Here is a 17,653-nt window from a genome sequence, read left to right as displayed (position 1 = left end):
TTTTCAACCGGCTGATTTATGGTAAAACGGCAGGCGGTTCCTACTGCTGGTTAGCCTGGAAACTAATACGGCAACTAACCCTTCCCGCCGTTCAATAGCTTTAGGATATGGTTTAAAAATGAACAGCAGGCGATCCATACTGCTGATTGGCCTGGAAACCAATACGGAAACTGATCCTTCCCGCTGTTCATTTTTTTGTCTATTAACAGCAGGCATCAATACATCCTCTAAGTCTTGCTTCATCAACAACTGATGCGTTTCCTGCTGTATGTCTTTGTTCAGCAGGCATCGATACATCTTTTAAGCCCAGCTTTATCGGGTTTCCAATGACGGCCTGCCGTAGGTTTTTAATCAGCTATCATTTCCGGCATGGGTTGTTCGTCCCTTAGCGGCCGCGCATAGTCCTTTTCATAAAGGCGGTTCTGGTTGACGCAGGCAAATATCCGTAGCACGATCTTGTTGCGTACCGCGTTGAGCACGGCCATTTTGGGTTTGCCTTCGGCAACTTTCCGGTCGTAGTAGGCTTTCAGGTCCTTTTCGGCGCGCAGGCTGGTCATGGCGCAGAGGTGGAGCAGGGCTTTGACTTTGCGGTTGGCTATCGGCGATACTTTAGCGCGGGCCTTTACACCGCCTGATTCACGCTTGAAAGGCGCGACGCCGGCGTAGCAGGCAAATTTCCTGGGGTCGCTGATGTTTTTGAACTCATTGGTGGACAGGATCAGCTGGATGGCGGTGATCCGCCCGACGCCCGGCACGGACATAATGAGTTTATTCAGCCGGCTGAGTTCATCGTCGCCTGACACCAATCGGTCGATCACGGTGTCGATGTTCCCGATGTCTTCTTTAATCGCGCCGATGCTGCTGGAGCAGGACCTGACGGTCTGTTCGTGCGTCCCTTTTTTGATAAAGGTGGCCTGCGCGGTAAGCGGCGTTTGCAGGGCCAGCTGCACGGTCAGCAGCCGGTTGCGGAGGGAAAACAGGTCGGCGACCTGTTGCAGCAGCGGCCTTTTGGGGTTGTAAAAAGTTAAGGTCTCCCGGTTGACATAGGCGTAGTTGGCGATCCGCTTCGCGTCTACTTTATCATCCTTGCCGCGCGCGATCCCGAACGAGTGCTTGATTTGCAGGGCATTGTCATTTACGATGTTGGCTTTGATCTTCCGGAGCGTGGTGATCAAATGCAGGTTGTAGATGCCGTTCTCTTCCATACAGAATACCGCCCGGCTGACCATAAAACCCGGCAGCAGTTTCAGCTCTTTAACAAAGTCAGCGACGTCCGCAGGGTTGTTTTTGCGTTCCCGGTGGAAAAGAAATTTACTGCCTTTCATAACCGCATAATCCAGCTCTCCAGCCGAGACGTCGATGCCGATAAAATAGGTGTACTTTTTGAGGCGTGGTTCCGGTATGTTTTTTTCATTTGTTATTGGTGTGTTGTCGGTTATATCAGTCATGGGGCGGCGAAGATAGCTTCCTGTTATCTTGCTCCATGGTTTTCGTCAATTTCCGGGTTTTATAAGGTTTGGCGCTCCTGACGCTTTATAAAGTTTGAATATTTTGCATAAAGGCGGACATGAGATCGCTGCACTGCCCGGAAAGCGTGGTTTTTTGTTTTAATCAAATCCCTCGCTGAAAAATTCTGTAATGGTAACGTTGAGCGCGGCGAGCACTTTGAGCAAACTTTTATAGGTGATGTTGCCGCCCATTTCATAATTGCGGTACTGGATACGGGCGATGCCGTTACCGAGAGCGAACTTTTCATAGTTCAGGTGGCCGGCCCGGAGGCGCAGCGCTTTGATCCGGTTGGCTAATTTGATGATTTCGTCTTTTTCCGGGTCGCCTGGTAGCTTATTGAGCTGGTTTAACTTCATTTTCCAAAGCACTAAAAAGTATCCCGCTTGCTCAACCGCTTATAAGAGGGTTCTTTTAAGTATAATCATTCAGGGAAGAAGGTAAAACAATGCCCGCTCATATTTTCGCCTGGCGTGGCCGGTAGACCATACTACAAGTACTGCTTACCTCCTCGTACCAGCCAAATTCAAAGCAACAATTGATCCTTTCACCATCCCGCTCAATCACCTGGCTGGTAAAGAACTTAAAATTGAAACCCTGTTCTTTAAGCCTCCAGGTATCGGTAAAAATCGCCTCGTCTTCATGCAAGCCTTTCAGGCTGTAACCTTGCAATATTTCGTAGTTCCTTTTAATGATCTTGAATATCTCCGGCAGGTTGTCATGGGCTTTTTGCTTTTCCCGCGCAGCCTTCTCCCGGTTGAACTGGTTACGGCAGCCGTCGTTACAGAACCGTTTGTCGGTTCGACCGAACAGTTCCTTGCCGCAGTTCTCGCAATGCTTTATCGCTTCAGATCTTAAAGTGGGCATAAATCGGCTATTTTTTAATAAGCTGACCAACTGTATCATAAACGGTATTACCGGGTAATTGTTCTTATTACCGGGTAATCGGTTGTCCCTTTCCAGTTTTGCTGCCGACAAAACGTAAGACCATGAAAGAAGACGTGATCGCAACAGAAAGTTTTACCCATTATGGTAAGACCTATTTTTTTGATTACCTGCGCGCAGCAAACGGGACGGATTATATCCGCATTACCCGGAGCGATAGACAGCCGGATGACCAGTTTGAAAAACAGTGCGTGGTCATCTTTGAAGAAAATTTTCCACTCTTGCTGGAAGCGATGTCCTCCTTATTCCGGACGGCGGGTTACCAGAAAGCGGCAGGTATCGAAACACAACGAGCAGCGGTTCATGAACGAACGACCGGTATCAAAAGCTGGGACCCGGAATGTCGTCCGCGTGAAAAGCTATTATTACAGGGACGGGACGCTATGGCCGACGCGGAACTGATCGCTATGCTGATTGGAGGAGGTTCGCCTAAACAAACAGCCGTTGACCTGGCCGCTCATATTTTACGGAGTGTGGAGTTCAGCTTGGCCAGGTTGTCAAAGCTAACCATCGAAGAACTTTGCCGGTTTAAAGGCATGGGGCATGCCAAATCATCGGCTATCATTTCGGCAATGGAGCTGGCGATACGTCTGGCTGAATCAGAACGATCCCGTTTTTATTTAAAAGCAGTCAGCCATTAAATCCATTCATGCCGGACGTGCTTCAGGTCAGCAGTTCCAGCCGCATCGCTTTTGCTCTGCCGCTTCACTGCATTGGAAAAGACCGGGCACAGCCGTCTGCCGCGCTGCGCTGCGGAGCCGCCCGCACCCGGACTTTTTGCGGCCACCAATAAGCCCTTTAAAACCGTTATTCAACCTTTCTCTCAATTCTCCATTGGCTTTTTCGCAGCAAAGTTCTGATAAGCCGGGACATCCCGTCAAGGCCGGGCCCTGCGGGTTTGCTGAAAAAAAATCTCCACCCTCGCTGCGCTCGGGTCGTATTTTTTTTCGCAAAGCCTTGCCCGTATGCCCGGCTTGTTCAGGTGCGGTTGCCTACAAAAAGCCACCGGAGGCTTCAGCCGAGGGTGAATAAAAACAAAGCACCATGAACACTGCAAACGGAAGAAGCCCACCACACAGTACGTCCCGGAAGCCGGGACGGCTGATACCTACACGCCCAAAGCGGGCAAAATCAATTGAAAGTAGTAAACATTTTAAAAAATAGAAATCATGAAAACGTTAGTAGTAGATAAAAATACCGATTTAAACAATGTGGCTCAAAAAGACGAAAAGGCAGCAGCCACCACAATTATCAACCCCGTAACCGAGGAAAATAAACACCCCAAGTTTGTGGCAGGTAACCCGGTGAATAAGGACAATAGCAAACCCGCCGAAGCGGTCAAGGAAACGCCAAAGGTGGAAGCGGCAAAACCAAAGGAAGAGCCGAAAGCCGAAGCGCCAAAACAGGAAGCACCTAAACAGGAAGCGCCCAAGGCCGAACCCGCAAAAACCGAAGAAGTGAAACCGGAGCCTAAAAAATTCGTGCTGAATTTGGAGGGTACATTGAAGTTCATCGAGGAAATGCACCGCAAGGCGAAACAACGCATCAAGCTGCAGGAAACCATCAAAAATTTGGATGATTTTGAAGTGGAGTTGCGGGATGAAGCGGACAGCGCCGACACCAATTATTATACCGGCTGTACGCTGACGATTACAGACGACCGCAACCGGAAGTTTGAAACCAAGAACCCGACCATTATCTGGACGGTTGCGCAGTTGGTGAATAATATGTGCGTGGACAAACTGGCGGAGATCGAAGCGGGTATAGTGATACCGTCTTAATTTTTTAAATGGAAACGCCCTGTGTAGCACTAATACACAGGGCGTCATTTAAGACATTTCTCATCTTAAATTCTAAGGCAATGATAGAAATTTTTGTAGAACTCACCAACCAAATTTTTTGGGAGGGTTACGCCGAACAGTTAGCGACAGACAACCCCGGAGCTTTTAACAGGGAGCTGGCGGATTTTATCAATTCCTATAATTCATAGACCGATGTACGATACCATTTTTTTACTGGTCAAAGCGACCATACAAACCACGCATAAGAATGTGCATGAGGCGATTGCCGAAATACAGCATAAGGCAACCTGCACCATCACCAGCACCAAAAAGGTGAAAATACACGACATCAAATTGATGGATTATAAACTCAAATCTTAAAATTATGGCACACGATATTAATTATAACGAGCAGACCGGGAAGCACAGTTTCTTTTCGGTCAAAGAAAAAGCCTGGCACGGCTTAGGACAAATTATCAGCGATTACCCCACCAGCGAAGAAGCGGTGATGCACGCCGGGCTGAATTACGAGGTAGTCAAACGCCCGAATATCCACCCGCTGCCGAGCGGGGTAAATATCATTTCCGATAACAGTTATTTTACTTTCCGCACGGACACCGAAGCCATTTTGGGCGATAAGGTCGGCAGCGACTATGAAGTGGTACAGAATACCGAGGTATTCAGTTTTTTCGACAGCATCGTGGACAATAACAACGGCATATTGTATGAAACCGCCGGGGCTTTGGGACAGGGGGAAACGATTTTTATTACCGCCAAGCTGCCCGATTTTATCAAGGTCGGGCGGGACGACTGCATAGAAAAATACCTTTTCCTGACTTCCTCGCATGACGGCACGGGCAGTATTAGCATAGCCTTTACGCCGATAAGAGTAGTTTGCCGCAATACACTTAATGCAGCATTGCGCAACCATGTGAACTGTATCAAGATACGCCACACCGCCAGCGCAACCGACAAACTCAAAGAAGCGCATAAAATGCTGGGTATCTGTAACCAGTTATCGGTCGAACTGGAAGCGATTTACAACCGCTGGTCAAGGGTGCGCATTAGCGACCCGGAATTGAAACGGCTGATACAATTGGCCATGTCGCCGAACAAGGAAACCTATGACAAGCTAAAAACGGGCAAGGAAGATGAATTATCCAGCCATTTTAACAACATCGTTTCCAGCGTATTTGATTACGCCATGACCAGCCCCACCCAACAGGAAGCCACCACCAAAGGGACGTTGTTCGGGGCATACAACAGCGTGACCGGGTATTTTCAGAACGTGCGCAATTTCAGGGACGAAGAAACCAAATTCAAATCCATCATGTACGGGGGCGGGCTGCAAAAAGGGCAAACCACCTTTGACTTGTGCGACAGCTTCGCAAGGCACGGCAGCAGCATTTTAAAAAACTAATTGTTTACCGGGGCAGCAATGCCCCTTAATTATTTTGTTATGTATATCGTCATTGAAACACACGGCGGACCCGAATTTGCCATTATTGTAACCGACGAAGACGGCAGTAATAAAGTTTTTGAAACCTATGAAGATGCCGAAGCCGAGGCGAACGATTGCCAGGACGGCATTATTGTAGCATTATAAGACATATTATGCCCGCTGTTATGGAGGCAGGCGGGCATTTTTGCGCCCGGCCCTAAGTGTCTTTATACCGTTCTGTAAGTCACTGATAAGTGATGAAACACTATCCTTCGGGAACTTGGGGATGGGGGCAGCTTAAAGGCTATCCAGTAACTGCATGACAACATCTGTTTTGCTCGCCACTGTGCAATTATACAGCTGATCGAGTTTTTGTTGTTCAATAATGGTATGTAACTCCCTTTCCGTAAAAAAATAATCGCAATAGGGCAAGGCGGCACAGGCATGCATCACATCAAGTGTATCATTGCCGTCTTTATACTGACGTTCTTTATTCCAGCGAAATGAGGCATACAAGGCGGCGCAAATACGAAAAAATGGCAAGTGGCTGCCTACCTTATTTTGCTTGAAACAATGATAGATCAATGACCGCCATTCCATTGTACCGGTCGTATTGATTTCTTCGATTGATGCTTCACGGCCGGTATCTTTGAAATACTTCTCGCGCATGGCCGCTTTTAATATTTCGTCCGCACCATCGAGCACTCCTCCCAACTCGGATAAAAATAGCTGCACCGCTGTTTTATTTTGATGCGCGTATGCCTTTTTATTGGCATTCATTTCATCAACATTGTCTTTGAACGTGAAAGGATACTGATGGAGGTTTTCTACAGCAGAAATATCAACCATTGGAATTTCACCCATAAAATCGAAAAAGGCATCCTGTATTTCATTCGTGCCCGTTGAATAATCGACCGCTGCCAATCCGGGATACGCGATAACCAGCGGAAGCTTAGACCAGACTAATTGGTCGGCGGTGTGGGTAACCGCATTTTGACCTGCGGCCATCCAATGCAGGAACTCGATCTTTATTCTTTTATGATCATCCATTAACGCAATGTTGCCGGATAGCTGTGAAACGATATTAAAGGTGTCCCGCCGTGATCGTTCGTCCTGCTGCTTTAATATTTCGTAGTAGACAATATCGCTTACCGGGAATATACACTTGCGTTCTGCAGCCAGGCTTAATGCTTTGTCCAGCATCGCTCTGTCTTCGCCCGGGGAGCCGGTACTTTGGTTTCTTAGCCTTATCCAATAGTTAACGTCGAGGTAAACTATTTTTAACCCGCGATTGGCTGCGCTTATTTCAAGGCTTTTATTGGCAAGGTAGCGATCTATGGGAAGCATATCTTAATCCTGATAATTGCGGGATAAGGCAAAATTAGTCAGCCTTTTCTTCATCGTTCAAAGAGAAATTATAATTTGCTGAATACGCAACGTAAGCCGGGTGAATGGAATCAAAAACCATTTTCAAAAACGTGCCGTGCGCTAACCACATGACATCTTTTGACTTTGGATGGATGATCTTGATACCTTTGTTGTTTTTAATAAACATACTACCCTTCATCTGTTCGCGCATTTGATGGCTTTCTTTCCTGGTTCCCCATTCTGCTTTTAAACCATAATCCGGATATAGTTCCATAAACTTGTCAATATCGATCATAAAGAGCATGAGCACACGGCCAAACATCAGGTCGAAGATAAACTCTTTATCGAAGGGTAAAAACAATAAGGGCTTATCCAATGACTCGATGACACTCAGGTAATTGATCATCAGGATATTCTTCGATTGCGTATCGCCAATGGTTTTAAGAATTCTTGAACCAATAAACCTGAAATGCCCCTTGTAAATACCCACATGAAGACAGTCATCAATAATATCGTAAGCCCACAGGTTTCTTTTATCCAATTGTTCCCTTAAGGCAATCAGGCGATCCGTATACAAATGGGTTGGTTCATTAGGGGTAATAATTTTGATTGGCCGGCCCGACGATAAATCAAATCCTTTATCCTCGTTCACGATACTGGCAAAATTGGCCATTGTTGCCATCTGTTTGGCCTGCCGTTTAAGTTGCTTGAAAGATTTATCATCAAGTTTAAACTTTTCTTGTACCTCACCGGCAGGGATATTAGTGGTCTGTACCTTTTCCAGTATCGCTAAAATCTCGTGGTTCCGGCTGCCCTCCTTGACCTCCGAAAGCACCAATTGTCCGCCGATGCTGCATAACAGATCGCCGGTTTGGATATAGCCGGTAAGGTCGGCGATCAGGGCAAAATCGGTTTCGTTCGCGTTGATTTGCTCGACGACAGCCTTAATCGATTCGAGATTGGATTGTTTCAGGATCTTTTCACCTTCCACCTCCTGGTATAGTTGCCTGGCTACATAGAGCTGCCCTTTAATCATTTGCCAGACAATGGTATCCATTAAGTGACGCAGGATATTTTGGCGATGCTCAATAAGTTTGATCTCATTTTCGGTTAATCCAATGTCCTTCTTTGAACGTGCCACGCGGGCGGCTTTAAGCTCCTGCTTTGCGATAAGCTTTCTATCTTCAAAGCCGACCATTAGTGTAAGCACTCTTTTTTGCGCTTCTTTGAAGCCTGTATGGCAATGGATGAAAAATTCCTTGCCTTTCTCCCGAATGATTTGAGCCATATCGATCTCCTCACCGGACTGGTCCTGAAGCGTTTTTCTCATACCATATTCGCCGATAAAATCGGCTATTTCTATCACCTGTTCTTCAAACTTTTTAGCCTCTGCCAGCCTGGCAAGATTGCCGGGCCTCAGTTTATCCAATTTGGCTATCGCTTCTTCAAGACTTTTTGTTTCCGTTTGCTTTAGAATTTCGGCTTCATATTGGGGGCTTAACTTCGTTTGGATGCCATTTTTTTTAGCCGCAAGCAAATAATGAATACCATCTTTTTTTCCCTCCCCGACTTTTTCAAGAATAGACCGGATGGCAAAATTTGCCAAAATATCAGGCTTATTCATAATGCCCGTGTTTTGGCCTATCGAGGTATAGAGCACCGTAGCAACAGCTTTGAAATTTTTCAATTCCAGAACGGTGACTTTGTTAGGGTTATGTTCTTTAGACGGCTTGTAGTTTTTAGTGGTATCTGTTGTCCTGGTTTCCCTTCTCCATAACATCGATTCAGCTTGTGACAGCGTCACGCGGTGATGATCTAATACCAATACGACTGCGTTTACCGGCGAGCCGTCCTGGCAGGGCACCAGGGTTGGCGCATTACTGCGGGTTTCGCTTAGCCGGGCAAATTCTACGTTAAACGGTGTTTGGCACGGTATGCGATCTATAATTAATTCTTCTAATTCCTTGCCCGGGTCGTCTATCAAAGAGCCGTATGCCAATATACCTATCGAATGATCAGTAGCGTTCATGGTGAAAGATAAGGTTTATTAAATATTGCAAAACTAATTTAATATTTTGCAATTGAAGAGGCGGGGCACGCTGTTCGTTTAGCGCTGCTTATCGTTAATTCTTATTTCTCATGGAGTTGAACAGGAAATGTGCAAATTACACCCTTTCTTGGATAAAATTGACTGAAAAGGAACCATTGCCAGGTTGTGGCAGCAATAGAAATAATTAGTTTTGCCCGCTATGAATCACAAATGCCGCTACCTCTTTCTCCTGTTTGTCTTACTGCTTTCTTCTCCTGTATTAGCACAAAAATTCAATACAGATGCCGTTACAAAATTCTGGCAGGTCGTTGACCTGTTAAAGGCTGACCAACCCTTAACGGATTCGTTATGGAATGACTACTATAATCTGTACGGAAATAAAACCTATATTGACAATAACCGCAGCCCTGAGCAGGCCATTGAACACCGCAAATACCTGGGATTTGTATTTCGTCCATCCATGCGGGATTCACTAAGTGCACTGGAAAAAGAAAAAAAGAGGGCCGACAATGATATTCTAAAAAACCTGCTATATATCCAGGCCAATGAAAAAGCTTTGCGGAATTATACCAGGGAAATCACCTCTCCGGCGTATGTGGCGGCCTGTGCGGTGCTGGCAAAAAAGTATTTGCCGCCAAAGGTCAACCCATTTCCAAAGGATCTGACGATCTATGTCAATGCCATGACCTTTGACGCTGCCGTACAATCGCCGGATATGTATTTTGGCCTGTCGATCATTTATGAATTCGACCGCTTCCAAAAGGGTGCCATTGCCGCCCATGAATTTCACCATCAACTCCGGGTAAACAAACACCTGGTGCGGCAAGTAAGTGCTGCCGACTCTACCAGTCTTTCGATCATCAACCAGGTCAACAGCGAGGGTATAGCCGACCTGATCGATAAAACCATCGCGGTAAACAACAGTAAAACACTTTATGATGCAGACGGGTTGCTGCACTGGTTATTTGACGATGCGGAAAAAGTGATCGGTAAATTGGATTCGGGTTTCCTGGTCAATGCTAAAAACGGCCCGGACCGCCTGAGCTACAGGGATTTCCGAAAGATTACTTTATATTCCAGCGGCCACATACCTGGTTTTTATATGGCAAATATCATTGTTCGAAACGGGGGCAAGGAGCAATTGATTGCACATTCTGATAACCCTTTTTACATCTTTTATTTGTATGACGAGGCGGCAAAAAAAGACAAAGCGCATCCTGTGACATTTAGTAAGGCGAGTATGACCTATTTAAAAGACCTTGAAAAAAGAGCATATGGCCATTATTAATACCTGATGAGCAGGACCAACGCGGTTATAGCTAATTTCTCTTATTTGCCATGAAGTTGAAAAGAACCGATCAATTCTTCAGCAAGATGATAATATTCTTTATACAGTTCCGGTGAGTTTTTGCTCAGTTTGGCAACAACTTCCTGTTGAACCGGTTCACTTAAACTATAGGCTTCAATGCCGTAGCGGTTGAGGATATTTTCACTGGGCTGTTTGCCCCAGGCATCTTCCCACTCCCCGTCAGGATGCACATTGACGCTATGGCAAAACCCGATTTTTCCCATTGCAAAAGGCGCATAACGGCTTACCGAAATCGCCGTGGCGGGCAATCCTTTGATGGCTTGATTAGCAGCAGCAAAAACAGCACATCTGCTGAAAGTAAAAGCAGCCGCCAGGTGGGCAGGCACGTGAGGATTGATGCGCTTCGGCATTTTATTCATAAAAGCCGGATAGTTACGCAAAGCCTCTTCGGCTCTGACGATACCAGCTTCAGACGGTTTAACCCGTAGTGGAAGTTTCCAAAGTTTCTCCTCACTATAAAAACGCGACAATATACCTGCCCCGGCATATTGTCTTTTTTGGGCAATAGGTGTGATTACGTATTGATTATAGGCCTGGAAAAGTTTCCGGCCATTGAAATCGTAAACAGCCTCACCGTCTGTGGCCACATACACCCTTAAGGATTTCATCTGCTCAACAGGATCATCCTGCGAACGTGCCGACCAGTCGACCTGGAGCAGCCAGCCGCTGGCGCGCGCTAAGGCAATGGCAAAATTTACGCCGTCTGAATTTTCCCACTCCCGCATAAGTTCATCCGGGAATTTATCCTTTTCCTTTTGTTTTTTACTGCCCATAAAGGCCAGCTCTTAATAATTGTGATGAAAATTATATTTAGGCCGGTCCCGTTGGATCAATTTTCGCTCCTTTATGATAGCTCTTGCCCTTGGTTTTGCATGGTCATAATCATATTCATCAAACTTAACACCACGCAACTCGTGCTCGTTTAACCGGGTTTCGATGCGATCGGCATAGCAAATACCGTGATACACTAATTTATTCCGGTACCAAAGTGTATAATTTACCGTGTCGTGTTCCTGGGTTAATTGACTTAAAGCATAAATACCCAATGCGATGGCACCAAGTTTTAGCAATGGGTTGGGTTCATTTTGATTTGAAAGGCTGAGATTATTCATAAAGTAAAGATAAGGTATTAGTCAGTTAAAATCAGCACTAACCAAATGACGCAAATCCTATTTTTCCCGTTGACTTTCCTGGATCACCTTTAAAATGGGCATGATCAACCTATCGTAGTCATTTTCCGTTTTTATAAAATCTCTGCCTATAAGAATAGGGTTACGGGTTAGCTCATTTAAATAAATAACCCAAAAACCATTTTGCGTACCATCCCACCACAACGCGACAGGATACGGCTTTTTATAAAAGCAATTTGCAGGCGCATCAGAATTGATATCATATTTAAGCCAGCCAAGATTTGTCAGGAATACGATGTCTATATTTTCCATGTTGAATTAAATTATTTATAATGATAAATCCAATGCTTAATTCGCCTTCCTTTTTCCGATGAATTAAGGCCTGTCAACGACCCAGTCAGAACAATTTTCTGTGTTTCATTGTCTGCGAGATAAATGTACAAACAAGTAATTCACATTGATGTTCGTCGTCGATGTCCATAGTAATTAATTTACAATTGGTCACCTTATTCAGCGCAGAGCCGGTGTCATAAGCAATCTTTTCAATATAATCCTCCCACCGTTTATCGCCGAGGGGTATCGGAAAAAGCACAAAAGCTACTATCCCTTGTGAGGAATTAATTTTTATACAGTCCTCCACTATGGAGCGTAGGTTTTTTGTCAACGGTTTGCCAACCTTTCTTATTCCGGGAATAAGCCAATTGGTGTTCGATGTTTTGAGTTCCACGCTATAAAAGTTGCTGTCACTATCAAAAAATGTAATATCCCGTCGGCCAAAGCCGTCGACCGTCGTTTCTACATCAACTTCTTTAAAACCTTGTTCGGACAAATAAAAGGCCAGCTCGAATTTTAACCAACCCTCAAACTTGGCTTTTTGCCGAATAGGAATCCGTAACAAATCACGGTTAGCCTCTATTATGGAACTGATCCCGTCTAAAATAACATTGTGCATGGTGGTAAAATTAGCGCTGTAATGTTAAATAAATTTGGCATCCGGGCCAGCCCGCTTTAGTATTCATGCGGTCCAGTCACCCTGGTTATAGGCAATAACGCTGGCCATCGTGGCGAGGCCGCCAAGGGTCTTAGGAATTTCCTCGGAATCCCCAAGGCGTATCCTGCCTGCGTAGTCGCCGGAACGATTTGCTAAAACATCGCTATTCCAAAATTCAACAATTTTTGTTTTTAGGGTCTCTACCCCAACATCCTGATTTTCATTCTTCGTTAGCTGAACAAAGTAGGCTTCGTTACTTGCATTTCGGAAGACAATATTTTCGGTGGTCGCTTTGAAGCCCAGTTTTCTAGCTAATTGAGCCCATTCCAGCGCGGACAATGGCACCGCAAACTGCTCCGGCTTTAACAATGGGTAAAGCTCCGCGATAATAATGTTGCCATCTTTTTTGATGGCTGTATAGCAATAGGATAGTATTTCAGCGATCTGATCCGGGGGAGTTTCGTGAAAGACATTGGCGATGACAATGAAGTCGAACTCTCCATCGGGCAAGGTATCGACCACCGAGACCATTTCGGGATAAGGAAATGTGGCCAAAACATGTGCGATCTTTTTCCTTGGTTCTTCGTTGGGTTCGTACAAACACCATGTCAACCGGTCGGTTTCATTGACTTTAAGGATTTTGTTGACATCTACCAGCAGCCTACCTTCTCCGGCGCCGATCTCCAGCACCTTAACAGGACGGGTAATTAACCTGTTCCTGAACAGGTCGTATAATTTCTGAGACTGCAGATCCGGCTTTTTCCCGCTGTCAGCACCAATCACCTCGTAATTAAAAAGAGAAGTAAATGTCGCCGTCAATAATTCATTCAGGTTAGCAATGTTCGCAGCGGATATCCTGAGCAGTTGGTTGTCATAAGCATCGAAAAGCTTATAAGAAGACAGCAATTTTGCATAGCTCTTTTCTAATAACTGACAGGTCCTTTTTGGTGGCGTGAACCGCGAATGTTTATCGTTCTGAATAATGTCGGGGAACTCGTCGTTTGATTTTTCGAGGTCAAGGTAATTGACCACATCGGCGTACACTGAAAATATAATATGCGGATGATGGGTAGTAATAATGGTTTGCGGAACACGCTTTTTTACGAAATCTAAAACCGCCGAGATGTATTCCGGGTGAAGATGGTTTTCGATTTCATCAAATAAAAGCAATGCAGGATTTTCGTAATGAACCAATAAGAGCAATGACATCAAAACCTTTTGCCCTTCACTCCAACTCGCATAGGGAATAATGATCTGCCCGGTGAAGATTAAGTGCATTTCAAATAAAGGAAGGCTTTTTTGGGGTTTACTAAAACCGAAATAGAGCCGCCCTTGCGTGAGCTTTTCGAACAGGACGACAATCGGGTTCGAACGGGGTGCTAAATATATTTCCTGGTTTAAAAGTCCGTTCAGAATGCCCAACCGATAATCCGTCTCTAAGGGGTCGCGCCACTTTTCGCTGTCAAAGCCCTTTTTTAACTTTCCGAACAGGTGTTCGATAAATTCAAAAGTGATATCTTCCAGGCACTTTTTGATCTCCGCCCGGATATACAGATCGGACATCCCTTTGTAGTGGCGGTTCACATTCTTGTGATTGGATTCCTGTGCAGTCGAGGTCCCTTTTGAGAGGTCGGTGATCAGTGAAATTTTGGTAATCAGCATAGCCGGCGCGATCTGCGCCTCCGCTTGGGAAAAATTGCAAAAAATATCGTCGGAATTTTCCCGGTCGATGGGTTGGTCCGTGCTACTCAGCAAGTCGTTTCTTTTGAGAACGATCCGGTGTACCCTTTTTAAAATATAACTTTTCCCGGAATGGTTCTTACCGCAGATTATCGTTATCGCCCCTTTGTCCTTTGCCGGTTGGGCAACAATGATCTTATTTTGCGAAGCAAATTTGGCATGTTTGGGGAATTGTATTTCAATTAGTGGCATGAACTGGCTTCTTGGTTTGAAAAGGTTTAATTAACCCCAAATTACAAATTAAAAGGATAACAAATATCCAAAAAAGTAAGCCATTTAATACGCAATATTACGCATAGCCTTCGAACACTGATTAAGCTTACGGAATAAAATGAATAATAAAGATATCCTTTGATTTATCAGGTTTATCGTCAGCTGACTTGATTTGACCGAGGCTTTTTTTATTAGTCCAGACAATAAGGGGCCAAAGCGTTTTGTCTCCGTAATATTTCAAACTTAAATCTCCGATTGTCTCGACGCCACCTGAATAGTTAGCCGGTGTTTCGACCATTTGCAGTTCTTTTGCTTTATATGCTTGTTCAAGCTCAAAAATATGCGCCAAAGGATCAAACTCCGGTTTTTGGATGGACATTTGCAGGAGATCCTGATAAGCCGCTTTTTTACTTATAGCGCTGACTTTAACAATTTCATCTGTAGTTTTACCATAGAAAATCGAGACCCGCCAAATCTCCAAAAGACTTTTATCAGGAACGGTCGAATTTTCCTGTACAGACGCCCAATCAAAATAGCCTTTCCCGATATTTGAAACAGCAATTAGCTTCCAGAATTTCGCGTCCCCATATTGTTTTTCAGCAATCTTTCCCAATGTTTCAGGAGGGTGAACTGTTAAATAACTCACTTTAAAATGGTCAGTTTGGGCAGTACCAATAACGGTATCTATTACCTTGGTGTAATATTTCCCATCCTTCACTTTGTAAGCATTGCTTAACCATTGATTTAAGACGGCAACGGAATCGACTTCCGAAGTCACCGTCTTTTTTTCAACGGTGAAATCTTTCATAGAAAACCACATCATTAAAGCTCCAAGTAAGGACAAGAAAACGCCTGGACTCGCATTCGCTAATTTCACCCCAAAACCAGGCCCTTTTAGAACAAAAGATATTTTTCCGGTCAGACCTTTAAAAATAAAAATCAACCCCCAAACCAACACGCCTATCCCGGCAACTTCCAGTACCAGTCGCTGAATGATTTTAATTGTTTGTGCATCCATCTAAGCTTCAAGGTTTAAGTAAAACTTAGCTATAAAAATAACGAGATTTTTTAAAAAAATATTCTTAAAAATATCACTGGGTGCCTGAAAAATTTGCCGCACTTAGCAGGTTTTACAATGGCAGTTTGGCTAATTCCCTTTGGCTTCAGAGTTTTCAAATAAAATAATAGAGCCTTCAGCTTAAATTTCTAAGGGCCTTCTATTTGATGTTTTGCATTTCCAATGACCCAATTTGCGCATGATACCATAGTTTATCTTTTGATATTTCCGGCACGTATTTGAGAAGTAAATCATATATCGCCTTTCTTGCATTTGGGATACAGGCATGCTCCTGTTCATTTGAAGGCTTTGATGTTAAATGCGCTACTGATTTATTTGCTATTTTGAATAGGATTGCTATATCAGCCTTGTGTTTAATCAAATCACTATCTTGTAAGGTGCAATAGGCGCGTTGTGGAAATAGCGACTTTAACGTTATGTCATCCGACCCTAATCTCAAAGGATCTAATTCTTTTAGTTGCTGATTTTTATGATCATACTTGATGCCTAAAAATTCCATAAGGGAGCGCCCAAATACCAAGGAAATTTCAAAGGCAGGTTCTAAAAATAGCGAGTCCTCATAAGGGCTTCTTGCTGATTGCGCCCACTGATCAATTTTGTTTTTTTGACGATATAAGATTATATCATGAGCCATTAAAGAATTTAATCTATAAGGCAGATGACTCTTTAAATATTCTATAATTTCATTATTTGTAAGACTCATAGGAATAATTTATTATGATTCAAAAATAGCTGTTGGCTAACAAACTTCATATGAACCAAAAATTTTATTGGTTCAAATCCGCTATTAGGCGCAAATCAGAAAGGAAATGGTTCGATATATGTACAGTAGGGACCACAAAAGCCTCACAGAAATGTGAGGCTTTTTTCGTTTTAAAGTCTTTCATAATATGTATTTCGTTTACTAAACTGGGTTCCTAATCAAATATAAAATAAGGTGTTTTTACGGTATTTTATATCCATTCAAAATACTTAGTTTTAACAACCAGATCATTAAACCTTATCATTATGGACATAACTATCCTGTTATTTACTCTTCCTTGCATTTTTGGACAAGCGCAAACCGAAATTAAAAACTTTGGACAGCGGCAGGGTCTAAAACTTCACTTTAAAGAACATTTATGTAATAACGTTAAAATCAAAAAATCATGGACAATTTAAAAAATCAAATAAATGGTAAAATGCCACGTGGAGCAAAGCCATCTCCACGACATGCGCTTGCAGCCGCTGTACCCCACCAAGTTTTAGGAATAACACCTACGAATATTTTATATCGTCCCGCTGCTTTGTCGTTTTGGGGCAACTATAACCATGGCGATTGCGTTACCGCCGAAGAGGCTTTTGCTAAGGCGTGTTATACCCCAGAAATTTTCATTCCAGAGGATGTGGCAATCAGCTGGGCTCAATCCAATGGATGGTTAGAGGGTGCGTACTTATCAGAAGTATTACAAAAAATGACCACAAACGGATTTCCAGCGGATGGTATTATTTATAATGATGGAGCATATAACTCAGTTGATTGGACGAATGAATCAGTATTACAAAATGCCATTTCAATTGGTCCTGTAAAAATTGGAGTTGGAGGAAACCAACTTGATACAGCTTGGCAGAGGGAATACTGGAACGCAGGTAAAACAAACGGTTGGTTTGCAACAGGGTTTGTTTCAGAATCAGATGAGGATCATTGTGTAAGCTTGTGTGGATATGGAACGCTTTCATGGCTGGCACAGCAATTTGGTGTACAATTGCCCAATGGTATAGATGGACAAGAGCCTGGCTATGCGTTATTCACTTGGGATTCCATCGCAATTATCAATCAAAAATCTATGTTAGCAATTACTCATGAAGCATGGCTGAGAAATCCGACGACAATAATACTAGGCTCTTATCAAAGGCGAATACTCGAACTGTCGACCACTTTTGGAAATGAGAACGACGGTACCTGGCTTTTGACACCAACTTTAGACTTGGCTTTTATCAAAACAAGCAATACCCCGAATGGCCATGTTGAAGTACATATAGCATCGAGGGCTTCCAATTA

At 44.0% G+C, this 17,653-nt stretch carries 21 protein-coding genes; 8 read left to right on the top strand and 13 right to left on the bottom strand.

Annotation, left to right across the window (positions count from 1 at the left end; genetic code table 11):
* Positions 1 to 3: 3 nt before the first annotated feature.
* The 4 genes from KXD93_RS04705 to KXD93_RS04690 all read right to left on the bottom strand — a co-directional run bounded on the left by KXD93_RS04705 (position 4) and on the right by KXD93_RS04690 (position 2,373).
* The gene (locus KXD93_RS04705) at positions 4 to 243 is read right to left on the bottom strand and encodes a hypothetical protein (RefSeq protein ID WP_258135721.1); all 240 of its coding nucleotides are present in this window, start codon (positions 241 to 243) and stop codon (positions 4 to 6) included.
* A 104-nt stretch (positions 244 to 347) separates the two neighbouring features.
* Complete coding sequence (locus KXD93_RS04700; protein ID WP_258135720.1) at positions 348 to 1,448, bottom strand: IS110 family RNA-guided transposase; 1,101 nt, start codon at positions 1,446 to 1,448, stop codon at positions 348 to 350.
* 159 nt (positions 1,449 to 1,607) lie between these two features.
* Positions 1,608 to 1,865 carry a helix-turn-helix domain-containing protein gene (locus KXD93_RS04695; protein WP_258135718.1) on the bottom strand — a complete coding sequence of 86 codons (258 nt, stop codon included), beginning with the start codon at positions 1,863 to 1,865 and terminating at the stop codon, positions 1,608 to 1,610.
* Between the two features lie 97 nt (positions 1,866 to 1,962).
* Positions 1,963 to 2,373 carry a DUF2116 family Zn-ribbon domain-containing protein gene (locus KXD93_RS04690; RefSeq protein WP_258135717.1) on the bottom strand — a complete coding sequence of 137 codons (411 nt, stop codon included), beginning with the start codon at positions 2,371 to 2,373 and terminating at the stop codon, positions 1,963 to 1,965.
* A gap of 134 nt (positions 2,374 to 2,507) precedes the next feature.
* Here KXD93_RS04690 and KXD93_RS04685 point away from each other — a divergent pair, with 134 nt between their 5' ends.
* The 6 genes from KXD93_RS04685 (at position 2,508) to KXD93_RS04660 (ending at position 5,838) form a co-directional block, all read left to right on the top strand.
* The gene (locus tag KXD93_RS04685; RefSeq protein ID WP_258135716.1) at positions 2,508 to 3,092 is read left to right on the top strand and encodes a UPF0758 domain-containing protein; all 585 of its coding nucleotides are present in this window, start codon (positions 2,508 to 2,510) and stop codon (positions 3,090 to 3,092) included.
* A 528-nt stretch (positions 3,093 to 3,620) separates the two neighbouring features.
* Positions 3,621 to 4,232, top strand: a complete 612-nt coding sequence (locus KXD93_RS04680; RefSeq protein WP_258135715.1) for a hypothetical protein — start codon at positions 3,621 to 3,623, stop codon at positions 4,230 to 4,232.
* A gap of 80 nt (positions 4,233 to 4,312) precedes the next feature.
* Positions 4,313 to 4,441, top strand: a complete 129-nt coding sequence (locus KXD93_RS04675; protein ID WP_258135714.1) for a hypothetical protein — start codon at positions 4,313 to 4,315, stop codon at positions 4,439 to 4,441.
* 4 nt (positions 4,442 to 4,445) lie between these two features.
* Complete coding sequence (locus KXD93_RS04670) at positions 4,446 to 4,613, top strand: hypothetical protein (protein WP_258135713.1); 168 nt, start codon at positions 4,446 to 4,448, stop codon at positions 4,611 to 4,613.
* Positions 4,614 to 4,617: 4 nt separating this feature from the next.
* A complete protein-coding gene (locus KXD93_RS04665; protein ID WP_258135712.1) occupies positions 4,618 to 5,652 on the top strand; it encodes a DUF932 domain-containing protein in 1,035 nt (344 codons plus the stop codon).
* 39 nt (positions 5,653 to 5,691) lie between these two features.
* Complete coding sequence (locus KXD93_RS04660) at positions 5,692 to 5,838, top strand: hypothetical protein (protein ID WP_258135711.1); 147 nt, start codon at positions 5,692 to 5,694, stop codon at positions 5,836 to 5,838.
* 132 nt (positions 5,839 to 5,970) lie between these two features.
* Here the strand turns inward: KXD93_RS04660 and KXD93_RS04655 are convergent, their stop codons facing one another.
* Positions 5,971 to 7,020, bottom strand: coding sequence for a hypothetical protein (locus KXD93_RS04655; protein ID WP_258135710.1), 1,050 nt, complete (start codon positions 7,018 to 7,020; stop codon positions 5,971 to 5,973).
* Between the two features lie 34 nt (positions 7,021 to 7,054).
* Positions 7,055 to 9,070 carry a hypothetical protein gene (locus tag KXD93_RS04650; RefSeq protein ID WP_258135709.1) on the bottom strand — a complete coding sequence of 672 codons (2,016 nt, stop codon included), beginning with the start codon at positions 9,068 to 9,070 and terminating at the stop codon, positions 7,055 to 7,057.
* Positions 9,071 to 9,290: 220 nt separating this feature from the next.
* On the opposite strand from KXD93_RS04650, the gene KXD93_RS04645 reads away from it, so the two are divergent.
* On the top strand, positions 9,291 to 10,379 hold the full coding sequence (locus KXD93_RS04645; RefSeq protein WP_258135708.1) for a DUF5700 domain-containing putative Zn-dependent protease: 1,089 nt from the start codon (positions 9,291 to 9,293) through the stop codon (positions 10,377 to 10,379).
* Positions 10,380 to 10,420: 41 nt separating this feature from the next.
* Here KXD93_RS04645 and KXD93_RS04640 read toward each other — a convergent pair whose 3' ends face one another.
* The 7 genes from KXD93_RS04640 to KXD93_RS04610 all read right to left on the bottom strand — a co-directional run bounded on the left by KXD93_RS04640 (position 10,421) and on the right by KXD93_RS04610 (position 16,315).
* Positions 10,421 to 11,233, bottom strand: coding sequence for a hypothetical protein (locus KXD93_RS04640; protein ID WP_258135707.1), 813 nt, complete (start codon positions 11,231 to 11,233; stop codon positions 10,421 to 10,423).
* A 12-nt stretch (positions 11,234 to 11,245) separates the two neighbouring features.
* Positions 11,246 to 11,572, bottom strand: coding sequence for a hypothetical protein (locus KXD93_RS04635; protein ID WP_258135706.1), 327 nt, complete (start codon positions 11,570 to 11,572; stop codon positions 11,246 to 11,248).
* A gap of 57 nt (positions 11,573 to 11,629) precedes the next feature.
* On the bottom strand, positions 11,630 to 11,902 hold the full coding sequence (locus KXD93_RS04630) for a hypothetical protein (RefSeq protein WP_258135705.1): 273 nt from the start codon (positions 11,900 to 11,902) through the stop codon (positions 11,630 to 11,632).
* A gap of 85 nt (positions 11,903 to 11,987) precedes the next feature.
* Positions 11,988 to 12,542: a hypothetical protein gene (locus KXD93_RS04625; RefSeq protein WP_258135704.1), complete on the bottom strand. Its 555-nt coding sequence runs from the start codon at positions 12,540 to 12,542 to the stop codon at positions 11,988 to 11,990.
* 63 nt (positions 12,543 to 12,605) lie between these two features.
* Positions 12,606 to 14,513 (bottom strand): AAA family ATPase, encoded by a 1,908-nt coding sequence (locus KXD93_RS04620; protein ID WP_258135703.1) that lies wholly within the window; start codon positions 14,511 to 14,513, stop codon positions 12,606 to 12,608.
* Positions 14,514 to 14,640: 127 nt separating this feature from the next.
* A complete protein-coding gene (locus KXD93_RS04615) occupies positions 14,641 to 15,552 on the bottom strand; it encodes a hypothetical protein (RefSeq protein ID WP_258135702.1) in 912 nt (303 codons plus the stop codon).
* A 199-nt stretch (positions 15,553 to 15,751) separates the two neighbouring features.
* Positions 15,752 to 16,315: a hypothetical protein gene (locus KXD93_RS04610; protein WP_258135701.1), complete on the bottom strand. Its 564-nt coding sequence runs from the start codon at positions 16,313 to 16,315 to the stop codon at positions 15,752 to 15,754.
* A gap of 445 nt (positions 16,316 to 16,760) precedes the next feature.
* Between KXD93_RS04610 and KXD93_RS04605 the strand changes: the two genes are divergently transcribed.
* Positions 16,761 to 17,653, top strand: an 893-nt coding sequence (locus KXD93_RS04605; RefSeq protein WP_258135700.1) for a hypothetical protein, incomplete at its 3' end; no start/stop codon positions are given.

It is taken from the genome of Mucilaginibacter phenanthrenivorans, assembly GCF_024721155.1.
Classification (GTDB): Bacteria; Bacteroidota; Bacteroidia; order Sphingobacteriales; family Sphingobacteriaceae; genus Mucilaginibacter; species Mucilaginibacter phenanthrenivorans.
This window is presented reverse-complemented; position numbering and strand designations above follow the sequence as displayed.

Coding starts and splice junctions, on each gene's coding strand:
- KXD93_RS04695 (WP_258135718.1), bottom strand. CDS start 1,865: ATGAAGTTAAACCAGCTCAATAAGCTACCAGGCGACCCGGAAAAAGAC.
- KXD93_RS04700 (WP_258135720.1), bottom strand. CDS start 1,448: ATGACTGATATAACCGACAACACACCAATAACAAATGAAAAAAACATA.
- KXD93_RS04690 (WP_258135717.1), bottom strand. CDS start 2,373: ATGCCCACTTTAAGATCTGAAGCGATAAAGCATTGCGAGAACTGCGGC.
- KXD93_RS04625 (WP_258135704.1), bottom strand. CDS start 12,542: ATGCACAATGTTATTTTAGACGGGATCAGTTCCATAATAGAGGCTAAC.
- KXD93_RS04615 (WP_258135702.1), bottom strand. CDS start 15,552: ATGGATGCACAAACAATTAAAATCATTCAGCGACTGGTACTGGAAGTT.
- KXD93_RS04640 (WP_258135707.1), bottom strand. CDS start 11,233: ATGGGCAGTAAAAAACAAAAGGAAAAGGATAAATTCCCGGATGAACTT.
- KXD93_RS04610 (WP_258135701.1), bottom strand. CDS start 16,315: ATGAGTCTTACAAATAATGAAATTATAGAATATTTAAAGAGTCATCTG.
- KXD93_RS04635 (WP_258135706.1), bottom strand. CDS start 11,572: ATGAATAATCTCAGCCTTTCAAATCAAAATGAACCCAACCCATTGCTA.
- KXD93_RS04655 (WP_258135710.1), bottom strand. CDS start 7,020: ATGCTTCCCATAGATCGCTACCTTGCCAATAAAAGCCTTGAAATAAGC.
- KXD93_RS04665 (WP_258135712.1), top strand. CDS start 4,618: ATGGCACACGATATTAATTATAACGAGCAGACCGGGAAGCACAGTTTC.
- KXD93_RS04680 (WP_258135715.1), top strand. CDS start 3,621: ATGAAAACGTTAGTAGTAGATAAAAATACCGATTTAAACAATGTGGCT.
- KXD93_RS04675 (WP_258135714.1), top strand. CDS start 4,313: ATGATAGAAATTTTTGTAGAACTCACCAACCAAATTTTTTGGGAGGGT.
- KXD93_RS04645 (WP_258135708.1), top strand. CDS start 9,291: ATGAATCACAAATGCCGCTACCTCTTTCTCCTGTTTGTCTTACTGCTT.
- KXD93_RS04620 (WP_258135703.1), bottom strand. CDS start 14,513: ATGCCACTAATTGAAATACAATTCCCCAAACATGCCAAATTTGCTTCG.
- KXD93_RS04650 (WP_258135709.1), bottom strand. CDS start 9,070: ATGAACGCTACTGATCATTCGATAGGTATATTGGCATACGGCTCTTTG.
- KXD93_RS04705 (WP_258135721.1), bottom strand. CDS start 243: ATGAAGCAAGACTTAGAGGATGTATTGATGCCTGCTGTTAATAGACAA.
- KXD93_RS04670 (WP_258135713.1), top strand. CDS start 4,446: ATGTACGATACCATTTTTTTACTGGTCAAAGCGACCATACAAACCACG.
- KXD93_RS04660 (WP_258135711.1), top strand. CDS start 5,692: ATGTATATCGTCATTGAAACACACGGCGGACCCGAATTTGCCATTATT.
- KXD93_RS04630 (WP_258135705.1), bottom strand. CDS start 11,902: ATGGAAAATATAGACATCGTATTCCTGACAAATCTTGGCTGGCTTAAA.